Genomic DNA, 18,454 nt, shown 5'->3' with positions numbered 1-18,454 from the left:
GTTCGGCATGACTACCGGGGTGCGGCGCAGGTTGGGAGTCGAGGAGCGGCGACGGCAGTTGATCGGGGTCGCCCTCGAACTGTTCAGCAACCGCTCCCCCGACGACGTCTCCATCGACGAGATAGCGGCCGCCGCGGGCATCTCACGGCCGCTCGTCTACCACTACTTCCCCGGCAAACTCAGCCTGTACGAGGCGGCGTTGAGGCGGGCGGCGCAGGATCTGGCCGAGCGGTTCGAGGAGCCCCGGGAGGGGCCGCTCGGTGCGCGGCTGCTGCGGGTGATGGGCCGGTTCTTCGACTTCGTGGACGAGCACGGGCCCGGCTTCTCTGCGTTGATGCGGGGTGGTCCTGCCGTCGGGTCCTCCGCCACGAACGCGCTGATCGACTCCGTGCGGCAGGCGGCGTACGTCCAGATCCTCGCGCATCTGGGGGTCGTGGCGCCCTCCGCGCGCCTCGAACTCGTCGTCCGGTCCTGGATCTCGCTCGCCGAGTCGACGGCGCTGATCTGGTTGGACGGGCGGCGCATTCCGCGGGGCGAGCTGCAGTTGCAGCTCGTCCACGACTTCGCCGCGCTGGCGGCGGTGAGTGCGGCGCACGACGAGGAGATGGCGACGCTGCTCCGCCACATCCTCGTCGACGAACCGTCCGACGGCCCCTTCGCGGACCTCATCGTCCGCCTGACGGCCCTGACCCCGACGGGAGCGTAGGGCTGCGCCCGGCGCCGCACCGTGCGCCGCCTTGCCCACCCTGCCGCCCAAGGCGGGGCAGCCAGTGCCGGTGATTCAAGCCCCGTCGGCGATTGAGGCGCGGGGTCCGGGGCGGAGCCCCGGGGCGTAGGGACGGGGCGTAGGGACGGGGGCCGGGATCAGTCGGTGACGGCGGAGCGGTATGTGGGGGCCAGGTCGCGAACCTCGGCGGAGAGGTGGACGCCCGACGGCTCCTTGATGTGGGCCGGAAGCGCCGCGAGGACCGCCTCCGCGAGCGCCGTCTTCGCCTCCTCCGTACGCCCCGCCAGAAGCCCGATCTCCACATGCACGAGGGAAGCGGGCCCGTCCCCGACCACCGTGGTCCCGACCTCCCGGAACCGCGTCTTGCACGCGGGGATGCGCGCGGCCACGATGTCGACGGCGGCCTGATGCACGGCCGCGGCGAGCCCCGCCCGGTCGAGGCGCTCGTCGAGGTCCGCGGAGTGGTCGACGGTGATCTGAGGCATGAGGCCCTCCGTGGTGTCGTGGTGCGTGCGTGTCCGCCCTGTCGGCGATCACCTTCACCCGGAAGCGCCCCACCGCACAATCACGTCCCGTACAGCGGACACCCGGTCTCACATGGGAACGCGCCGCAGCGCCAGGAGCGCGATGTCGTCGGCGCGGTCGCGCCCGAAGCGGCCGAGGAGCGCGTCGCACAGCGAACCGGGCGCGGCCGGCGCCGTCTCGGCCGCCTGGCGCAGTTCCTCCAGCGAGACGGACAGGTCGATGCCGCGGGTCTCGACGAGCCCGTCGGTGACCATCAGGAGCCGGTCGCCGGGGGCGAGGCCGAGCGAGGTGGGTTCGGGGTGCGGCAGCCCGAGCCCGAGCAGCGGCCCCGCCGCGTCGGCGTAGTGGGCCGAGCCGCCGACCGGCACGACGAGCGGCGGAATGTGCCCGGCGTTGGCCACCCTGGTGCGGCCCGTCACCGGGTCGACGAGGGCGAGGCAGAGCGTCGCGGTGAGCTGCGGGTGGTAGTGCTGGAGCACCCGGTCGAGCCGGGTCGCGAGCTGGGCGGGGCGCGGGTCCTCCAGGGAGTAGGCGCGCAGCGCGTGCCGGAGTTCGACCATCACCGTCGCCGCGTCGAGCGAGTGCCCCACGACGTCGCCGACCCCGACGAGCACCCCTTCGGGCGTGGGCAGCGCCGCGTAGAAGTCGCCGCCCATCTCGGCCTCGCGGGAGGCGGGCACGTAGCGGAAGTCGAGGTCGAGGCCGGGGAACGGCGGCAACTCGGAGGGCAGGAAGCTCCGTTGCAGCGTGTGGGCGACATGGCGTTCCTGCTCGTACAGGACGAGGGGTTCCGCGGCGAGCGCGGTGGCGCGGGCGAGCTGGGCGACGAGCGCCCCGATCCGGCCGTCCGGGTCGGGGAAGCCGGGGGTGGCCAGGCAGACGGGGAGCCGGCCGTCGCGGGTGCGGGAGAGGGTGAGCCGGGCGCCGCCGGGCCCGAAGTACGCGTGCGGCCACACGGCCCCTGACTGCAGCGTGCTGCGTACGGCGCCGGGCCCGCAGCTGATCTGCCGGACCAGCTCGACGGCCTGCTCGCGGTCGGCGGAGTCCGGCACGGTGCGCGCGGGGCCGCTCCAGGTCAGGCCCGTGTGCACCGCGCCGCGGTCGGAGAGGACGAAGGCGGCGGCGTCGCCCCCGGTGAGCCGGGCCGCCGCGGCGGCGGCCGTCCTCGCGAGTTCGGCGAGGCCGCGGGCGCCCTGTACGTCGACGACGCCCCGGGACAGCCGGGTCAGATGGTCGAACTGGGCCTGGGTCTGGGAGAGTTCGCGGACTCCGCGGAGCGCGGCGCGGACCACGGCGCGGATCTCCTCCGGTTCGGCGGGCACCGCCAGATACGCCTCGCCGCCCGCGTCGAGCGCCTGGCAGCGGTCCTCGGGTCCGGAGGGGCGGGCGGAGAAGTGCACGACGGGGATCCCGGCGAGCGGGGGCAGCGCCTTGACCCTGCGGCACAGCTCGAACCCGCTGAGGTCGGGCAGGCCCACGTCGACGAGGGCCAGATCGGGCAGCGATCCGGCGCGCAGCCGCACATCGAGCTCGACCAGTGCCTCGCTCGCGGAACCGACGGGGACGACGGCGTGGCCCGCGCGGCTCAGGACCGCGCTCAGCGCATACCGGTTGGCGGCGCTGTCGTCGACCACCAGGACCGTGCTGCCGGCTTCGGTCCCTGATCCCTGAACCATGGTCTTCACGAAGAGGCCCCTCGGTGAGACGGAGCGGTGCGGGCCCCCTCGGCCCGCCGCACCAAGCTACCGCCGGGCGCCCGTGTGGCGACCCCCGTGGGTTCTGGTTCACCGATCCGGGTACGTCTGCCCCAACCCGGCTTGCGCGCACGGTACTTCCTGTTCGGTGGGCAATGCGGCGAGTGACGGGTAAGGTCGCGTCCCGTGACCGCACGCCTAGCCGACATCGCAAGCCAAGCGGGGGTCAGCGAAGCGACCGTCAGCCGCGTGCTCAATGGGAAGGCGGGGGTCGCCGCGGCCACCCGTCAGTCCGTCCTCGCCGCCCTCGACGTGCTCGGCTACGAGCGCCCGGTGCGCCTCAAGCAGCGCAGCGCGGGCCTGGTCGGCCTGATCACCCCGGAGCTGGAGAACCCGATCTTCCCCGCGCTCGCCCAGGTCGTGGTGCAGGCCCTGACCAGGCAGGGGTACACGCCGGTCCTCGCCACCCAGACCCCCGGCGGCTCCACCGAGGACGAGCTGACCGAGATGCTGGTGGACCGCGATGTCAGCGGGATCATCTACGTCTCCGGGCTGCACGCCGACACCACCGCGGACACGCAGCGCTACGAACGCCTGCGCGGCCAGGGCGTCCCCTTCGTGCTCGTCGACGGGTACTCCCCCGGGGTCGCCGCGCCGTTCATCTCGCCGGACGACCGGGCCGCGGCCCGGCTCGCGGTGACGCATCTGCTGTCGCTCGGACACACCCGGATCGGGCTCGCCGTCGGGCCGCGCCGCTTCGTTCCCGTGCAGCGGAAGATCGAGGCCTTCGTACGCACAATGGCGGACCGCCTGGACCTGCCGGTGGACGAGGTGGAGCACGACTTCGTCCAGCACTCCCTCTACACCCTGGAGGGTGGTCAGGCCGCGGCCTCCGCGCTGCTCGACCGGGGCTGCACCGCGGTGGTGTGCGCCAGCGACATGATGGCCCTCGGCGCGATCAGGGCGGTGCGCGAGCGCGGCCTGGACGTGCCGAAGGACGTGTCGGTGGTCGGTTTCGACGACTCTCCGCTGATCGCGTTCACCGATCCGCCGCTGACCACGATCCGCAAGCCGGTGCACGCGATGGGCCAGGCGGCGGTGCACACGTTGCTGGAGGCGGTCGGCGGCACGCCCGCGCCCCCGAGTGAATTCGTGTTCATGCCGGAGCTGGTGGTGCGGGGGTCCACAGCCGCGTCAGCAGCGGTTTCCGTAGGGGTTCGGCCTCGTCCGTAGGGCGTAGCGGGTGCGCTCGTGACCCGCCCAAGGGATGATCGGTCGGGGGGTCGGAATCTGGCAGACTCTGTGCCTATGGGTGAAACGACCGTGACGACACGTGAAGGCCGAAAAGGGGCCACACCCTCACCCATCGCGGAAGACCGCGCCGGGCGTCGCCTTCGGGTGCCGCGGCGTCCGCGGCTCTGGTTCGAGATCCTGCTGATCGCGGTGAGTTACTACACGTACTCCCTGATCCGCAACGCGGTCCCGGAGCAGAAGGCTCAGGCGCTGCGCAATGCCGACTGGATCTGGCAGACCGAGCACAGTCTCGGGATCGCCGTCGAGCAGGCAGTCAACCATGCCGTGAACTCGCTGACTTGGCTCGTCGTCGGCATGAACTACTACTACGCGACCCTGCATTTCGTCATCACGCTGGGCGTGCTGGTGTGGCTGTTCCGCTGCCATCCCGGCCGCTATGCGGCGACCCGTCTCGCGCTGTTCGCGACGACGGCGGTCGCTCTCGTCGGCTACTACTTCTATCCGCTGGCGCCACCGCGCCTGATGAACGGCGGCGCCTTCGTCGACACCGTCGCGGTGCACCACACCTGGGGCTCGATGGCCTCGGGCAACCTGAAGAACATGTCGAACCAGTACGCGGCGATGCCGTCGATGCACATCGGCTGGTCGCTGTGGTGCGGCATGACGATCTTCGCGCTCGCCTCGGTGCCGTGGGTGCGGGTCCTCGGGCTCGTGTACCCGGTGCTGACCCTGGTGGTCATCGTGGCGACGGCGAACCACTTCTGGCTGGACGCGGTGGGCGGCATGCTGTGCCTGGCGTTCGGGTTCGCGGTGGCGCGGGCCTGGTACGGGGCGCTGCCGTACGCGTTGCCACGGCTGGTGGCACCACCGCTGGTGCCCGCGAAGGTGTGAGCGGGGGCGGCACCATGGGCGCCGCCCCGCCCCGCGTCACGCGCCCCGGTGCGTGATCCGGCCGTCGGTCACGGTGAGGACGACGGGGGCCTCGGCGAGCTCGTCCGCGGGGGCCCGCACCGGGTCGAGGCCGAGCACGGTGAGGTCCGCGCGCAGGCCGACCGCGATCCGACCGCCCTCCGCAGCCTGACCTGCGGCGATGGCCGCGTGCGAGGTGACGCCTTCCAGTGCCTCCAGGCCGGTGAGCCCCTGCGCGGGCCCGGCGGCGCCCCGCGGCACCCGGGCCGTGGCGAGCACCTGCCGGGCGTCGTAGTGGGCGATCGGCCAGTCCGAGCCGAGTGCGAGCACGGCGCCCGCGTCCCGCAGGTCACGGGTGCGCCAGGCGCGGGCGGCCCGCGCGTCGCCGAGCCGCTTGGACCACTCGTCGCTGTGGTCACCCTTGGTGTACGCGGTGTGCGGCGGCTGCATCGACGCGGCGACGCCGAGCGCGGCGAACCGCGGGATCGTGTCGTCGGGCACGGACTCGATGTGCTCGATGCGGTGGGCGTTCCGGCCGCTCTCCCCCAGAGCCTCGATGGTGTCGAGGGCGTGCCGGACGGCGGCGTCGCCGATGGCGTGCGTCGCGGTGCGCACTCCGGCGGCGTGCAGGTGGCGCACGGCCGCGCTGTAGGCGGCCGGGTCCGGCCAGAACGCGTCGGTGCCCTGGCCGTGGCAGTCGGCGTGCTCCAGCCAGGCGGTGCCGCCCTCGACGGTGCCGTCCATGAAGAACTTGACGCCGCCGACCCGCCAGCGCCGCCCGCCGAGCTTCTGGAGCGCGACCAGCTCGTCGAGCCCGGCCCGGTCCACGCCGGGCATGCACCAGGGCGAGACGGTGAGCCGCATCGGCAGCTCCGTCTCCTCCTCCACGGCGGCGAGCAGGTCGAGCCCCGAGCCGTCCATGACGTGGGCGCCGGTGAGGCCGGTGGCGGCCATGGTGCTCAGCAGCTCGACGAGCCCGGCGCGGCGGTCCCGGGCCGAGGCCCTGGGCGCGACCTCGTACACCAGGTCCATGGCGGCGTGCTCGACGAGATACCCGGTTGGCCGCCCCTCGCCGTCGCAGACGACCTCGGCCCGCTGCGCGAACTCCCGCGGCCCCGTGATGTGCGCGGCGTCCAGGGCGGCGCCGCTGACCAGCGCGGAGTGGCCGTCGTAAAGGCGCAGGAAGGCGGGCGCGCCGCCCAGCACGTCCTCGATGAGCCCGCGGTGGACGGGCCGCCCCTCGAAGGCGTTGTGGTCGAGCCCCCACCCGACGACCCACCCGTCCAACCGCTTCGCGGTCCGCAGCGCGCCCCGGAGCCCGTCGAGGTCCTGTACGCCGCTGAGATCGACGCCGGTGGCCATCTCCAGGCCCCAGACGGGGTGACTGTGGGAGTCGACGAAACCGGGGAGGACGTGGGCGCCGGCGAGGTCGAGCCGTTCGGTGCCCGGGCCCTGCCAGTCGCGTACGAGGTCGTCCGTGTCGCCGACCGCGACGATGCGGCCGTCGGCCACGGCGACGGCGGTCGCCTCCGGCCGGTCGGGGTCGAGCGTACGGACGTGGGTGCCGGTGAGGAGGAGGTCGGCGTACGACATGAGGTGGGGGTGGCTCCGTTTCTGTGGTTCAAGCCCCTGCGGCGTTCGAGCAGCGGGGTCCGGGGCGCGGCCCCGTGACGTCGGCCCGTTACTGGCCGAACCGTGCGTACGTCTCCGGGCGGGAACGCTTGAGGCGCCACGCCAGTGCGAGGCCCAGCACGAACACCGCCGGGGCCACCGCCATGAGGATCCAGTTGACCAGCGGCGACGCCCCCGTGAAGAGGTCGATGTGCGTAGCCACCAACCCGATCGCGGCGGCCAGGAGAATCGTCGCCAGGACCGGCGCGACGACCGTCCGGACCACGCCCTCCTGGTGCGTGATCCGCCGGAAGAAGAACGGGACGGCGAGCGCCGCGAGGAGCTGGAGGGCCATCAGGCCCAGCATTCCGGGGGTGTTGACCCAGAGCAGCAACTGGTCGTACGGGTCCGCGCCGGCCGCCCAGAAGCCGAGTACGACGACCGCGCCGAGGGCCGTCTGCGCGAGCCCGGCGACGTACGGGGAGCGGTGCTTGGGGTGGATGCGGGCGACGGCGCGCGGCAGGACGCCCTCGTCGGCCAGGGCGAGGGCGTACCGGTTGATGGCGTTGTGGAAGGCGAGGAGGGAGGCGATGACGCTGGTGACGATGAAGACGTGCATCAGGTCGGCCGCCCAGCCGCCGACGAAGGTGGTGATGGCGGTGAAGAAGAGGTTCGCCGGGTCGTCGCCCGCCGCCTTCACCACGGCCGCGTCGCCGAAGGACTGGATGGCGATCCATACGGTGAAGGCGTAGAAGAGGCCGAGGAAGGCGACCGCGATGTACGTGGCGCGGGGCACGGTGCGGTCCGGCTCGCGGGCCTCGCGCCGGTAGATGACGGTCGACTCGAAGCCGGTGAACGCGGCGAACGCGAAGGCGAGTACGGCGGCGGTGCCGGGCACGAGGACGTTGCCGGGCGTGAAGGAGGTCAGGGAGAGGCCGTGCGCACCGCCCTTGATCAGGACCCCGCCCGCGAGCAGGAGCAGGATTCCGGTCTCCGCGACCAGCAGCACGCCGAGCACCTTGGCGCCGAAGTCGATCGAGCGGAAGCCGCCGTACCAGATCAGGACCAGGCCGACGAGGGAGACCGGCAGCCAGGGCACGTCCGCGCCGAACAGGGCGTGCACGGTGTCCCGGGTGGCGGAGCCGAGCAGTCCGTAGACGCCGATCTCCATGCCGTTGTAGCCGACCATCGCGAGCAGCGCCGCCCCGATTCCGGCGGGTCGGCCGAGGCCCTGCGTGATGTACGAGTAGAAGGCGCCGCCGCCGGTGACATGGCGGCTCATCGCGGTGAAGCCGATGGCGAAGACGGCGAGGGTGATGCCGGCGAGCAGGTATCCGGCGGGTGCCCCGACGCCGCCGAGGGAGATGGCGATGGGCGCGACGCCCGCCATGACGGTCAGCGGGGCGGCGGCGGAGACGACGAAGAACGCGATGTCCGACGTGCCCAGGCTGCCCGTGCGGAGGCTGGGCGACGCGCTCGGCGGCGCGCTCTCGGTCTTCGGGGAAGTCACGGTCATGCGGCAGGAAGCCCCTCTGGCGGACGGCCCGCACTGCGGACGGGCGTAAATCTAAAGGCTTTTGGTTTTCGCAATGTAACCTCCCGTTGGGCATACGGGAAGACCCGATTTTGTGGAGCTGAGGAGGAGGAACACCGATGGGGCGGCCACGCACACCCCTCCTCGACCGGGAGCGGATCGCCACGGCGGCGCTCGGACTCGTCGACGAGAACGGCGAGTTCAGCGTCCCGCAGGTGGCGCGCAGGCTCGGCGTGCAGGCGGGTTCGCTCTACCACCACGTGGAGGGCCGCGACGGCATCGTGGAGCTGCTGCGCGAGCGGATCTGCTCCGCGATCGACGAGACGCCGCTGACCTCGGGCCTCCCGTGGGACGCGGCGATCGCCGGCTGGGCCCGCTCCTACCGCGCCGCGTTCGCCGCGCATCCCAAGGCGATCCCGCTCCTGACGACGCATCCGGTGCGGGCGCCGCGGGTGCTCGCGCAGTACGAGCTGGGGGTGGCGCTGCTGCTCGACGCGGGGTTCGCGCTGCCGGACGTGATGCCGGTGATCATCGCCCTGGACAACATGGTGCTCGGCTCGGCGCTGGACATGGCGGCGCCCGACACGATGTGGGAGCCGTCGGAGGAGGGCATGACGCCGCTGCTCGAACGGGCCCTGGGCGCCGGGCCCGAGAGCCGCACCGACGCGGCGTTCGAGCTGGCGCTCGCCGGGTTCGTCGCACAGTGCCGACTGCTGCTCGACGCGTAAGGCCCGCGTAGGGCGCCGGGACTTTGGTCCCGCGCCTTCACGACCGATGGCATCTGCCGCCGGGGCCCGTGGCCGGGGATCGTCGTGAGTGAGGACACCGACGAGGGTGCCGACGCTACGGACGGAGGGCCGGTTCCATGACCACGGCAGGCAAGGGCACGGCGGGTGTACTGGTGACGGCTGCGGCGCTGCTGGCCGCGGCGCTGGCGCTGCCCGCGGAGGCGGTGGCCGCGCCGGGCGACGAGTCCCACCCGTTCTCCGCGCTCGAGCGCACGCACATCTCCGCCGACGAGCGGACGGCCGCGGCGACGGCCCTCGACCACCGCGGGCCGTCGGGCCTGCCGTGGCTTTCGGGCACGATGTCGGCGAAGGTGACGTAAACCCGACCGATGGCCCCCACCTTGCGCCACCTGTTGCCGCCCCGCCTAGGGCTCCCGGTGCCGCCGAGCCTCGGGCCATCCAGCGCCGCCCCGCCTAGCGCCACCCGGCGCAGCCGAGCCTCGAGCCGTCCGGCGCCGCCCCGCCTGGGCCCATCCGGCGCCGCCCCGCCTCGGGCCATCCGGCCCCGCCCCGCCTGGGCCCATCCGGCGCCGCCCCGCCTCGGGCCATCCGGCCCCGCCCCGCCTGGGCCCATCCGGCGCCGCCAAGCCTCGGGCCATCCAGCGCCACCCCGCCTGGGCCCATCCGGCGCCGCCAAGCCTCGGGCCATCCGGCCCCGCCCCGCCCCGCCCCGCCCCGCCTTGGGCAATCTGCCGCCTTGGGCGGCAGGGTGGGCAAGGCGGCCCCCGGTGCCGCGCAACCGGACAACGGGCGCCGACCCCGGCACGGACGGCAAACCCCGGTGCCGCGAAACGGAACGATGGGCGCCGACCCCGGCACGGACGGAAACCCCGGTGCCGCGCAACCGGACGACGGGCGCCAACCCCGGCACGGATGGCAAAGACCGGCGCCGCGCAACACGAACACCCGGCGCCCGCGCAGCCCCGTCACCCGTCGTAGAACCGCTCCTCCATCACGGCCCGCGCCCGCCGCGTAGTGCGCCGATAGTCGTCCAGCATGTCCCCCACATGACCGGGGTCGTACCCCAAGTACCGCCCCACGGCCCCGAGCTCCCGCCCGTCCGACGGAAACGTGTCGCCAGGCCTCCCCCGCACCAGCATCACCGCGTTGCGCACCCGCGAGGCCAACACCCACGCCTCGTCGAGGATCGCCGCCTCCTCGGCCGGAATCAGCTCGGCGGCGCACGCGGCGGCCAGCGCCTCACGGGTGCGGGTGGTCCGCAGCCCCGGTTCCGCCCACCCGTGCCGCAGCTGCAGCAACTGCACCGTCCACTCGACGTCGGAGAGCCCACCACGCCCCAGCTTGGTGTGGAGCGTGGGATCGGCGCCGCGCGGCAACCGCTCCGACTCCATCCTGGCCTTGAGCCGCCGGATCTCCCGCACGGCATCGTCACCGAGCCCTTCGGCGGGATACCGCAACGGATCGATCAGCTCGATGAACGACCGCCCCAACTCCTCGTCACCGGCGACGGCATGGGCCCGCAGCAGCGCCTGCGACTCCCACACCAGCGACCACCGCCGGTAGTACGCCTCGTACGACTTGAGCGTGCGCACCAGCGGCCCCGACTTGCCCTCGGGGCGCAGATCCGCGTCGATGAGCAGCGGCGGATCGGAGCTCGGCAGGGCGAGGAGCCGGCGCATCTCGGAGACGACCTTGTTCGCGGCCTGCGCCGCCTCGTGGTCGTCGACGCCCTCGCGCGGCTCGTGCACGAACAGCACGTCGGCGTCCGAGCCGTACCCCAGCTCGTGCCCGCCGAAGCGGCCCATGGCGATGACGGCGAACCGCGTGGGCAGGGTGTCTCCCCAGCCGTCGCGGACCACGGCGCGCAGCGTCCCGCCGAGGGTCGCGGCGGTCAAGTCCGACACGGCGCCGCCCACTTGGTCGACCAGGGCGCCCTGGTCGGCGACGGCGGGCGTGTCCTCGGTGCCGTACGAGGCGATGATGTCGGCGGCGGCCGTGCGCAGCAGCTCGCGGCGGCGCACGGCGCGCGCCGAGGCGACCGCCTGTTCACCGCCGTCCGCACGCCGCACCGCGGCGAGCACCTCCTGCTCCAACTGGGCGTGCCCGCGCGGCTCCAGACCCCGCTCGTCGCCGAGCAGCGCCACCGCCTCCGGTGCGCGCATCAGAAGGTCGGGGGCGAGGCGCCCGGCGGACAGGATCCGCGCCAGGTTCTCGGCGGCCGCGCCCTCGTCGCGCAGCAGCCGCAGGTACCAGGGCGTCTTGCCGAGCGCGTCGGACACCTTGCGGAAGTTGAGCAGTCCCGCGTCCGGGTCGGCGGAGTCCGCGAACCAGCCGAGCAGCACCGGGAGCAGCGTCCGCTGGATGGCGGCCTTGCGGCTGACGCCGGAGGCCAGCGCCTCCAGGTGGCGCATCGCGGCGCTGGGGTCGGCGTACCCGAGCGCGACGAGACGCTCGCGGGCCGCGTCCGCGCGCAACCGGGTCTCGCCGGGGGCGAGTTGGGCGACGGCGTCGAGCAGCGGCCGGTAGAACAGCTTCTCGTGCAGCCGCCGGACCACGGACGTGTGCCGCCTCCAGGCCCGCTTGAGGTCCGTGATGGGTTCCGTGCGCATGCCCATCGAGCGGCCGATGCGGCGCAGGTCGGCGTCGTCCTCCGGGACGAGGTGGGTGCGGCGCAGCTTGTAGAGCTGGATGCGGTGTTCGAGCGTGCGCAGGAAACGGTAGGCGTCGTCGAGCTGCACGGCGTCGACCCGGCCCACGTAGCCGCCGTCGGCGAGCGCGGCGAGCGCGTCCAGGGTCGTCCCGCTGCGCAGCGCTGCGTCGGACCGTCCGTGCACCAACTGCAGCAACTGCACGGCGAATTCGACGTCGCGCAGGCCGCCGGGCCCGAGCTTCAGCTCGCGCTCCATCTCGCCGACGGGGATGTTCGCGACGACCCGCTTGCGCATCTTCTGCACGTCGGGCACGAAGTTCTCCCGCTCGGACACCTGCCACACCATCGGCGACACGGCCGCGACGTACTCCTCGCCGAGGTCCGGGTCGCCCGCGACCGGGCGGGCCTTGAGCAGCGCCTGGAACTCCCAGGTCTTGGCCCAGCGCTGGTAGTAGGCGAGGTGCGAGGAGAGGGTGCGGACGAGCGGCCCGTTGCGCCCCTCGGGGCGGAGGTTGGCGTCGACCGGCCAGATGGTGCCCTCGACGGTCGTGTCGGAGCAGATCCGCATCATGTGCGAGGCGAGCCGGGTGGCGGCCTGGATCGCCTTCCCCTCGTCGGCGGAGCCGTCGGGCTCGGCGACGAAGATGACGTCGACGTCGGACACGTAATTCAGCTCATGGCCGCCGCACTTGCCCATCGCGATCACGGAGAGCCGGCACAGCGCGGCGTCGGCGGGCGCCGCCGTCCGGGCGATGGTGAGGGCCGCGCGCAGCGTCGCCGTCGCCAGGTCGGCGAGTTCCGCGGCGGTCTCGGTGATGTCGGTCGTGCCGCACACGTCGCGGGCCGCGATGGACAGCAGGCAGCGCCGGTAGGCGACGCGCAGCGACACCTCGTCGGTGGCCTCGGCGAGCCCCTGCTCGAACTCCTCCACGCCGGGGTGCAGATCTCCCGACTCGTACGTGACCAGGGCCCGCCAGTCCGTCTCGTGGCGGGCGAGGTGGTCGGCGAGCGCCTCGGACGAGCCGAGCACGCCGAGCAGCCGGTCGCGCAGCGGCTTCGCGGCGACGAGCGTGTCGAGCAGTTCGCGCCGCGCCGTCTCGTCGTCCTGCGCCTCCACCAGCCTGACCAGGCCGAGCAGCGCCAGGTCCGGGTCCGCGGCGGCGCCCAGCGCGTCCAGGAGCAGCGGGTCGGCGCGGACCGCGGTCAGGGCGGGGGCGTCGAGCAGCCGCTCGGCGGTGGACGGATCGGTGAAGCCGAGACGCAACAGCCTGGTGAAGGTGCTGCTCCTCCGGCCGCCCGTCCACCGGCCCCCCTCGTGCGGCACCGACATCATCGCCCGGCCTCCTGTTCGATCAACGGTGGCCTTGAGCCTACTGCGCTCCGCGCCGCACCGATGAGTTGTGCGGGCCCGACAGGTCCGCATCTGTATATGTACGAGAGTCCCTGCCCGCGGAAAGGACACCGCGCAATGCCGGACGACACCAGCACCCCGCACACCTCCGTCGATCCCCGCTACAGCTCGCCCGGTGCGGCGCCCAGCCCCTGGGCGACGGCCGAGCGGCTGCTGACGGGCGCCGAACTGTTCTGGATCTCCACGGTGCGCCCCGACGGCCGCCCCCACGTCACGCCTCTCCTCGCCCTCTGGCAGGACGGGGCCCTGCACTTCAGCTCCGGCGAGCGGGAGCGCAAGTCGCTCAACCTCGCCGAGAACCCGGAGGTCGTCCTCACCACCGGCACCAACACCTGGGCGGCGGGCTTCGACGTGGTCGTCGAGGGCCGGGCGGTACGGGTCACCGAAGCGCAGCGGCTGCGCTCCCTCGCCAAGGCATGGGAGGAGAAGTACGGTCCGGCCTGGCACTTCGAGGTCAGCGGCGGAGCGTTCCAGGGCCGGGAGGGCCCGGCCCTGGTCCACGCGGTGACACCGCGCACGGTCTTCGGCTTCGGCAAGGGCGACGAGTTCACACAGACCCGCTGGCACTTCGGATAACCCGATCGAGTGGCCCGGGCCGGGCCTCATCCGGCCGGTCCGGAACCGACAGTTCGCCCCTACCTTTTCCCCATGGAGATGACCCTCGAAGTAATCGGCCTCCCGGTCTCCGACATCGACCGGTCCAAGGCCTTCTACGTGGACAAGGTCGGCTTCCACTGCGACGTCGACCGCGAGGTGATGCCGGGCGCCCGCGTCGTCCAGCTCACGCCACCGGGATCCGGCTGCTCGATCGCCCTCACCTCCGGCCTCCCGAGCCCCACCGGGACGGCCGCCCCCGGCACGTACCACGGCCTGCAACTCTGCGTCACCGACATCAAGGCGGCCCACGAAGCCCTCCGCGCCCGCGGCCTGGACGTCTCGGACCCGATCACCTACGCCCCCGACGACGGCGGCACCTTCATGCACTTCACCGACCCGGACGGCAACGGCTGGTCCATCCAGCAATACCGCAAACGCACCACGGTGCCCCTCCGGGACACGTTGTAGCCCGCCCGAGTCAGGACGTTCGGCCACACCTTCCGGGCCCATGGGCCGTTTTGCGGCGCCCTCCTGTCAGCGACCTTGGAGGGCGTTGTCAATTGTCGACCGTCCACCCCAAGGACGGCCGGAAGCCCGGAAGGTACATCGCATGAGCGCGCCCGTCACACCCCCGCAGCCGCAGTCCCCGGTCCCGCCTCAGTGGGAGGCCCCAGTCGCCCAACCGAAGAAGAAGCGGCGCGTCTTCCTTTGGTTCTTCCTGGCGGTCCAGGCCCTGTTTCTGGTGTGGATGATCACGGGCGCGAACAGCGGCGGTTCAGGCGACTGCGGCACCCTCGACGCCCAGACCTGCAAGGACGCCGGCGACGTGGGCACCGCCATCGGCCTCGGCCTGGTCCTCGTCCTGTGGATGGTCGTGGACGTCATCCTCGCCATCTCGTACGGCATCTACCGCCTCTGCAAACGCTCCTGACACCAACCGAACGGCCCCTGCCCGACCTACGCCTACAGCACCGGCAGATTCTTCCTCAGCTCGAACGCCGTGACCTCCGAGCGGTACTCCTCCCACTCCTGCTTCTTGTTGCGCAGGAAGAAGTCGTAGACGTGTTCGCCGAGGGTTTCTGCCAGGAGTTCGGAGCGTTCCATCAGGGTGATGGCCTCGCCGAGGTTCTGGGGCAGGGGCTCGATGCCCATGGCGCGGCGTTCCGCGTCGGAGAGGGCCCAGACGTCGTCGTCGGCGCCCGGAGGGAGTTCGTAGCCCTCTTCGATGCCCTTGAGGCCGGCCGCGAGGAGGACGGCGTAGGCGAGGTACGGGTTGCAGCCGGAGTCGAGGGAGCGGACCTCGACGCGGGCCGAGCCCGTCTTGCCGGGCTTGTACATCGGGACGCGGATGAGGGCCGAGCGGTTGTTGTGGCCCCAGCAGATGTACGAGGGGGCCTCGCCGCCGGCGCCCGCGGTGCGCTCGGAGCCGCCCCAGATGCGCTTGTAGGAGTTGACCCACTGGTTGGTGACGGCCGAGATCTCGGCGGCGTGCTTGAGCAGGCCCGCGATGAAGGAGCGGCCGACCTTGGAGAGCTGGTACTCGGCGCCCGACTCGTAGAACGCGTTCCGGTCGCCCTCGAAGAGCGAGAGGTGCGTGTGCATGCCGGAGCCGGGGTGCTCGGAGAACGGCTTCGGCATGAAGGTCGCCTGGACGCCCTGCTCCAGCGCCACCTGCTTCATGACCAGGCGGAACGTCATGATGTTGTCGGCCGTGGAGAGCGCGTCGGCGTAGCGGAGGTCGATCTCCTGCTGGCCGGGGGCGCCCTCGTGGTGGCTGAACTCGACCGAGATGCCCATCGATTCGAGCATGGTGATCGCCTGGCGGCGGAAGTCCATGCCCACGTTCTGCGGGGTGTGGTCGAAGTAGCCGGAGGTGTCGGCGGGCACCGGGCGGGTGCCGTCCAGCGGCTTGTCCTTGAGCAGGAAGAACTCGATCTCGGGGTGCGTGTAGAACGTGAAGCCGAGGTCGGAGGTCTTGGCGAGGGCCCGCTTCAGGACGTAGCGCGGGTCGGCGAAGGACGGCGAGCCGTCGGGCATCAGGATGTCGCAGAACATGCGCGCCGTGCCGGGGGCCTCCGCGCGCCACGGCAGGACCTGGAAGGTGCCCGGGTCCGGCTTGGCGATCATGTCGGATTCGTAGACACGGGCGAAGCCCTCGATGGCGGAGCCGTCGAAGCCGATGCCCTCGTCGAACGCCTGTTCCAGCTCGGCCGGGGCCACGGCCACCGACTTGAGGAAGCCCAGCACGTCCGTGAACCACAGACGTACGAACCGGATGTCGCGCTCCTCAAGGGTGCGGAGCACGAATTCCTGCTGCTTGTCCATCTCTCGCTTCCACCCATCCTTGCTGGTCAGGCCTACTGCTCCCATGCCGCCCAGAGGGCCTGGTCACATCCCACCACACGCCGGTTTCCGGCGCGTTGCCGACCTTGATCGTCCTTGATCGGCCGGTGATGTGTTCATACTGCCCGCTGAACCCCTCAGGGCCATAGTGCCTGCTTTACGACCCGTACCGCCGGATGGGCGAAGCCGGTGCCGGGCCGCGTGCGGCGGACCGGCTCCCGATGTGCCCAAATCGGCTTATCCTGACCGTAGTTGGGCCGACTTGACGTCTTCTTGATCGGCTCATTCCCCCCGCGTGAACGGTTGTTGGCAAGAGTGGGCCCCCTGCGTGTGCATTACACGTGCACTTCAGCACTGTGCACTTCAGCACTGTGCGCTTCAGCACCGTGCTCTTCCGTGCCCGTCCGTGCTCTTCCGTACCTCAGTACCTCGAACCAGGGGGGTTCCACATGAGATCCGATCGCGGCGCACGCCGCACCCGGGCCGGCCTGAGTCTCGCGGCCACCCTTCCGCTGCTCGCCGGCGCCCTCGCCCTCGCCGCGCCCGCGCACGCCCAGTCCGGCCGCGACACCCTCTCCGGCACCAAACCGCTGTGGGCCACCGGCGCCGCCGACAAGGGCGACAGCGCGGACGGCGGCAAGGTCGGCGCGCGCGTCTACCTCGCGGGCCGGGACGCCAAGGGCCTCGCCGCGTACGCGAAGGCCGTGTCCGACCCGTCGTCGAAGCAGTACCAGAAGTATCTGAGCGCCAAGGAGGCACGCAGCCGCTTCGGGGCGACGAAGGAGCAGATAGCCGAGGTCACGGCCTGGCTGAAGTCCTCAGGGCTGACCGTGACCGGCTCCACCGCGCACTACCTGTCCGTGTCGGGCGACGTGGCCGCCGCCGAGAAGGCCTTCGGCACCGAGCTGCACGACTACAAGAAGGGCGGGCACACCTACCGCGCCCCGTCCGCCGCCGCCTCCGTCCCGGCCTCCCTCGACGGCGCCGTGCTCACCGTGACCGGCCTCGACAGCGCCCCGCACAGGGCGACGAAGCAGGACCAGCTGCCGCCGCCGAGCGCCGTGTTCCGCAACGCGGGCCCGTTCTCCACGTACTACGGCTCGAAGACCGCGAGCACGCTCCCGGACGCGTACGGCACCAAGGCCCCGTACGCACCGAAGGGGTACACGGGCAAGCAGCTGCGGGCCGCGTACGGCGCCGGCAAGGCGAGCGGCAAGGGCGTCAAGGTCGCGATCACCGACGCGTACGCCTCGCCGACCATCGCCAAGGACGCGGCGACGTACGCGAAGAAGCACGGTGACGCGCCGTACAACACCGGGCAGCTGAAGCAGGTCCTGCCGAAGAAGTACTCGAAGATCAAGGAGTGCGACGCGGCCGGCTGGTACGGCGAGGAGACCCTCGACGTCGAGGCCGTGCACGCGGTGGCCCCGGCCGCGGACATCACGTACGTGGGCGCGTCCTCCTGCTACGACGACGATCTGCTCGACTCGCTCGGCAAGGTCGTCGACAACCACCTGGCCGACATCGTCTCCAACTCCTGGGGCGACATCGAGGCCAACCAGACGCCGGAGCTGGCCGCCGCGTACGACCAGGTGTTCCAGCTGGGCGCCGTCGAGGGCATCGGCTTCTACTTCTCGTCCGGCGACAACGGCGACAACGTCGCGTCGACGGGTACGAAGCAGGTCGACACGCCCGCCAACTCGGCGTGGGTGACCGCGGTCGGCGGTACGTCGCTGGCCGTCGGCAAGGGAGACCGGTACCAGTGGGAGACCGGCTGGGGCACGTTGAAGTCCAACCTGTCGGCGGACGGCAAGAGTTGGACCGACTTCCCCGGCGCGTACACCTCCGGCGCGGGCGGCGGCACCAGCAGGACGGTGGCGCAGCCCGACTACCAGAAGGGCGTCGTGCCGGACGCGCTGGCGAAGGCCAACGGCGGCGTGAACCGCGTCGTCCCGGACATCTCCGCGATCGCCGACCCGAACACCGGCTTCCTGGTCGGCCAGACGCAGACCCTGCCGGACGGTTCGCTGGGCTACGACGAGTACCGCATCGGCGGCACCTCGCTCGCCGCGCCGGTCGTCGCGGGCGTACAGGCGCTCGCGCAGCAGACGGGCGGCGGCAGGTCGCTCGGCTTCGCCAACCCGGCGATCTACGACCGGTACGGCACGGCGAAGTACCACGACGTGGTGGACAAGCCCACCGGCAAGGACCTCGCCGTGGTCCGCGTCGACTACGCCAACAGCTACGACGCGTCGGAGGGCCTGCTCACCTCGGTGCGCAGCCTCGGCAAGGACGCCTCCCTGAAGGCCGTCAGGGGCTACGACGACGTGACGGGGGTCGGCTCGCCGGCTCCGGGTTACGTGAACTCGTACCGCCGCTGACCGAGGACGCCCCGGCGGCGGGTGGGCGCTCGCCCGCCGCCGGGGCCCAGGGCTCCGTTCCGCGGGGAG

At 72.2% G+C, this 18,454-nt stretch carries 15 protein-coding genes; 9 read left to right on the top strand and 6 right to left on the bottom strand.

Features of this window, described 5'->3' with window-relative positions; translation table 11 throughout:
* Positions 1-7: 7 nt before the first annotated feature.
* Complete coding sequence (locus ACY34M_RS03825; protein ID WP_462717600.1) at positions 8-706, top strand: TetR/AcrR family transcriptional regulator; 699 nt, start codon at positions 8-10, stop codon at positions 704-706.
* 158 nt (positions 707-864) lie between these two features.
* Here the strand turns inward: ACY34M_RS03825 and ACY34M_RS03820 are convergent, their stop codons facing one another.
* Together ACY34M_RS03820 and ACY34M_RS03815 are read right to left on the bottom strand one after the other, a co-directional pair.
* Positions 865-1,212, bottom strand: coding sequence for a 5-carboxymethyl-2-hydroxymuconate Delta-isomerase (locus ACY34M_RS03820; RefSeq protein ID WP_462717599.1), 348 nt, complete (start codon positions 1,210-1,212; stop codon positions 865-867).
* Between the two features lie 108 nt (positions 1,213-1,320).
* A complete protein-coding gene (locus tag ACY34M_RS03815; protein WP_462717727.1) occupies positions 1,321-2,928 on the bottom strand; it encodes a SpoIIE family protein phosphatase in 1,608 nt (535 codons plus the stop codon).
* A gap of 204 nt (positions 2,929-3,132) precedes the next feature.
* Here ACY34M_RS03815 and ACY34M_RS03810 point away from each other — a divergent pair, with 204 nt between their 5' ends.
* Positions 3,133-4,179: a LacI family DNA-binding transcriptional regulator gene (locus tag ACY34M_RS03810; RefSeq protein ID WP_462717598.1), complete on the top strand. Its 1,047-nt coding sequence runs from the start codon at positions 3,133-3,135 to the stop codon at positions 4,177-4,179.
* A 75-nt stretch (positions 4,180-4,254) separates the two neighbouring features.
* Positions 4,255-5,091, top strand: a complete 837-nt coding sequence (locus ACY34M_RS03805) for a phosphatase PAP2 family protein (protein WP_462717597.1) — start codon at positions 4,255-4,257, stop codon at positions 5,089-5,091.
* 36 nt (positions 5,092-5,127) lie between these two features.
* Here ACY34M_RS03805 and ACY34M_RS03800 read toward each other — a convergent pair whose 3' ends face one another.
* Both ACY34M_RS03800 and ACY34M_RS03795 read right to left on the bottom strand, forming a co-directional pair.
* Positions 5,128-6,702 (bottom strand): amidohydrolase, encoded by a 1,575-nt coding sequence (locus ACY34M_RS03800; RefSeq protein ID WP_462717596.1) that lies wholly within the window; start codon positions 6,700-6,702, stop codon positions 5,128-5,130.
* An 88-nt stretch (positions 6,703-6,790) separates the two neighbouring features.
* Entirely contained in the window at positions 6,791-8,236 is a 1,446-nt protein-coding gene (locus tag ACY34M_RS03795; protein ID WP_462717595.1) for an APC family permease, read from the bottom strand.
* 137 nt (positions 8,237-8,373) lie between these two features.
* Between ACY34M_RS03795 and ACY34M_RS03790 the strand changes: the two genes are divergently transcribed.
* Together ACY34M_RS03790 and ACY34M_RS03785 are read left to right on the top strand one after the other, a co-directional pair.
* Entirely contained in the window at positions 8,374-8,982 is a 609-nt protein-coding gene (locus ACY34M_RS03790; protein ID WP_462717594.1) for a TetR/AcrR family transcriptional regulator C-terminal domain-containing protein, read from the top strand.
* Positions 8,983-9,119: 137 nt separating this feature from the next.
* Positions 9,120-9,362 (top strand): hypothetical protein, encoded by a 243-nt coding sequence (locus ACY34M_RS03785; RefSeq protein ID WP_462717593.1) that lies wholly within the window; start codon positions 9,120-9,122, stop codon positions 9,360-9,362.
* A 606-nt stretch (positions 9,363-9,968) separates the two neighbouring features.
* On the opposite strand, the gene ACY34M_RS03780 is transcribed toward ACY34M_RS03785, so the two are convergent.
* Positions 9,969-12,986, bottom strand: a complete 3,018-nt coding sequence (locus tag ACY34M_RS03780) for a bifunctional [glutamine synthetase] adenylyltransferase/[glutamine synthetase]-adenylyl-L-tyrosine phosphorylase (protein WP_462717592.1) — start codon at positions 12,984-12,986, stop codon at positions 9,969-9,971.
* Between the two features lie 135 nt (positions 12,987-13,121).
* Between ACY34M_RS03780 and ACY34M_RS03775 the strand changes: the two genes are divergently transcribed.
* From ACY34M_RS03775 to ACY34M_RS03765, 3 genes are all read left to right on the top strand, one after another.
* Positions 13,122-13,640 (top strand): pyridoxamine 5'-phosphate oxidase family protein, encoded by a 519-nt coding sequence (locus tag ACY34M_RS03775; protein WP_462717591.1) that lies wholly within the window; start codon positions 13,122-13,124, stop codon positions 13,638-13,640.
* Between the two features lie 72 nt (positions 13,641-13,712).
* The gene (locus tag ACY34M_RS03770) at positions 13,713-14,129 is read left to right on the top strand and encodes a VOC family protein (protein WP_462717590.1); all 417 of its coding nucleotides are present in this window, start codon (positions 13,713-13,715) and stop codon (positions 14,127-14,129) included.
* A 142-nt stretch (positions 14,130-14,271) separates the two neighbouring features.
* Positions 14,272-14,592: a hypothetical protein gene (locus tag ACY34M_RS03765; protein ID WP_462717589.1), complete on the top strand. Its 321-nt coding sequence runs from the start codon at positions 14,272-14,274 to the stop codon at positions 14,590-14,592.
* 32 nt (positions 14,593-14,624) lie between these two features.
* On the opposite strand, the gene ACY34M_RS03760 is transcribed toward ACY34M_RS03765, so the two are convergent.
* Positions 14,625-15,986 carry a glutamine synthetase family protein gene (locus ACY34M_RS03760; RefSeq protein WP_462717588.1) on the bottom strand — a complete coding sequence of 454 codons (1,362 nt, stop codon included), beginning with the start codon at positions 15,984-15,986 and terminating at the stop codon, positions 14,625-14,627.
* Positions 15,987-16,453: 467 nt separating this feature from the next.
* Here ACY34M_RS03760 and ACY34M_RS03755 point away from each other — a divergent pair, with 467 nt between their 5' ends.
* The gene (locus tag ACY34M_RS03755) at positions 16,454-18,385 is read left to right on the top strand and encodes a S53 family peptidase (RefSeq protein ID WP_462717587.1); all 1,932 of its coding nucleotides are present in this window, start codon (positions 16,454-16,456) and stop codon (positions 18,383-18,385) included.
* The last annotated feature ends 69 nt before the right edge of the window (positions 18,386-18,454 follow it).

The organism is Streptomyces sp. EDA2-14 (assembly GCF_054963755.1).
The sequence above is the reverse complement of the archived record's forward strand: the minus strand, read 5'-3'. Positions and strand labels throughout refer to the sequence as shown.

What these genes read in the sequence shown, in the direction of transcription:
- ACY34M_RS03825 (WP_462717600.1), top strand. Translation starts at nt 8, where the DNA reads ATGACTACCGGGGTGCGGCGCAGGTTGGGAGTCGAGGAGCGGCGACGG.
- ACY34M_RS03820 (WP_462717599.1), bottom strand. Translation starts at nt 1,212, where the DNA reads ATGCCTCAGATCACCGTCGACCACTCCGCGGACCTCGACGAGCGCCTC.
- ACY34M_RS03815 (WP_462717727.1), bottom strand. Translation starts at nt 2,928, where the DNA reads ATGGTTCAGGGATCAGGGACCGAAGCCGGCAGCACGGTCCTGGTGGTC.
- ACY34M_RS03805 (WP_462717597.1), top strand. Translation starts at nt 4,255, where the DNA reads ATGGGTGAAACGACCGTGACGACACGTGAAGGCCGAAAAGGGGCCACA.
- ACY34M_RS03800 (WP_462717596.1), bottom strand. Translation starts at nt 6,702, where the DNA reads ATGTCGTACGCCGACCTCCTCCTCACCGGCACCCACGTCCGTACGCTC.
- ACY34M_RS03795 (WP_462717595.1), bottom strand. Translation starts at nt 8,236, where the DNA reads ATGACCGTGACTTCCCCGAAGACCGAGAGCGCGCCGCCGAGCGCGTCG.
- ACY34M_RS03790 (WP_462717594.1), top strand. Translation starts at nt 8,374, where the DNA reads ATGGGGCGGCCACGCACACCCCTCCTCGACCGGGAGCGGATCGCCACG.
- ACY34M_RS03785 (WP_462717593.1), top strand. Translation starts at nt 9,120, where the DNA reads ATGACCACGGCAGGCAAGGGCACGGCGGGTGTACTGGTGACGGCTGCG.
- ACY34M_RS03780 (WP_462717592.1), bottom strand. Translation starts at nt 12,986, where the DNA reads ATGATGTCGGTGCCGCACGAGGGGGGCCGGTGGACGGGCGGCCGGAGG.
- ACY34M_RS03775 (WP_462717591.1), top strand. Translation starts at nt 13,122, where the DNA reads ATGCCGGACGACACCAGCACCCCGCACACCTCCGTCGATCCCCGCTAC.
- ACY34M_RS03770 (WP_462717590.1), top strand. Translation starts at nt 13,713, where the DNA reads ATGGAGATGACCCTCGAAGTAATCGGCCTCCCGGTCTCCGACATCGAC.
- ACY34M_RS03765 (WP_462717589.1), top strand. Translation starts at nt 14,272, where the DNA reads ATGAGCGCGCCCGTCACACCCCCGCAGCCGCAGTCCCCGGTCCCGCCT.
- ACY34M_RS03760 (WP_462717588.1), bottom strand. Translation starts at nt 15,986, where the DNA reads ATGGACAAGCAGCAGGAATTCGTGCTCCGCACCCTTGAGGAGCGCGAC.
- ACY34M_RS03755 (WP_462717587.1), top strand. Translation starts at nt 16,454, where the DNA reads ATGAGATCCGATCGCGGCGCACGCCGCACCCGGGCCGGCCTGAGTCTC.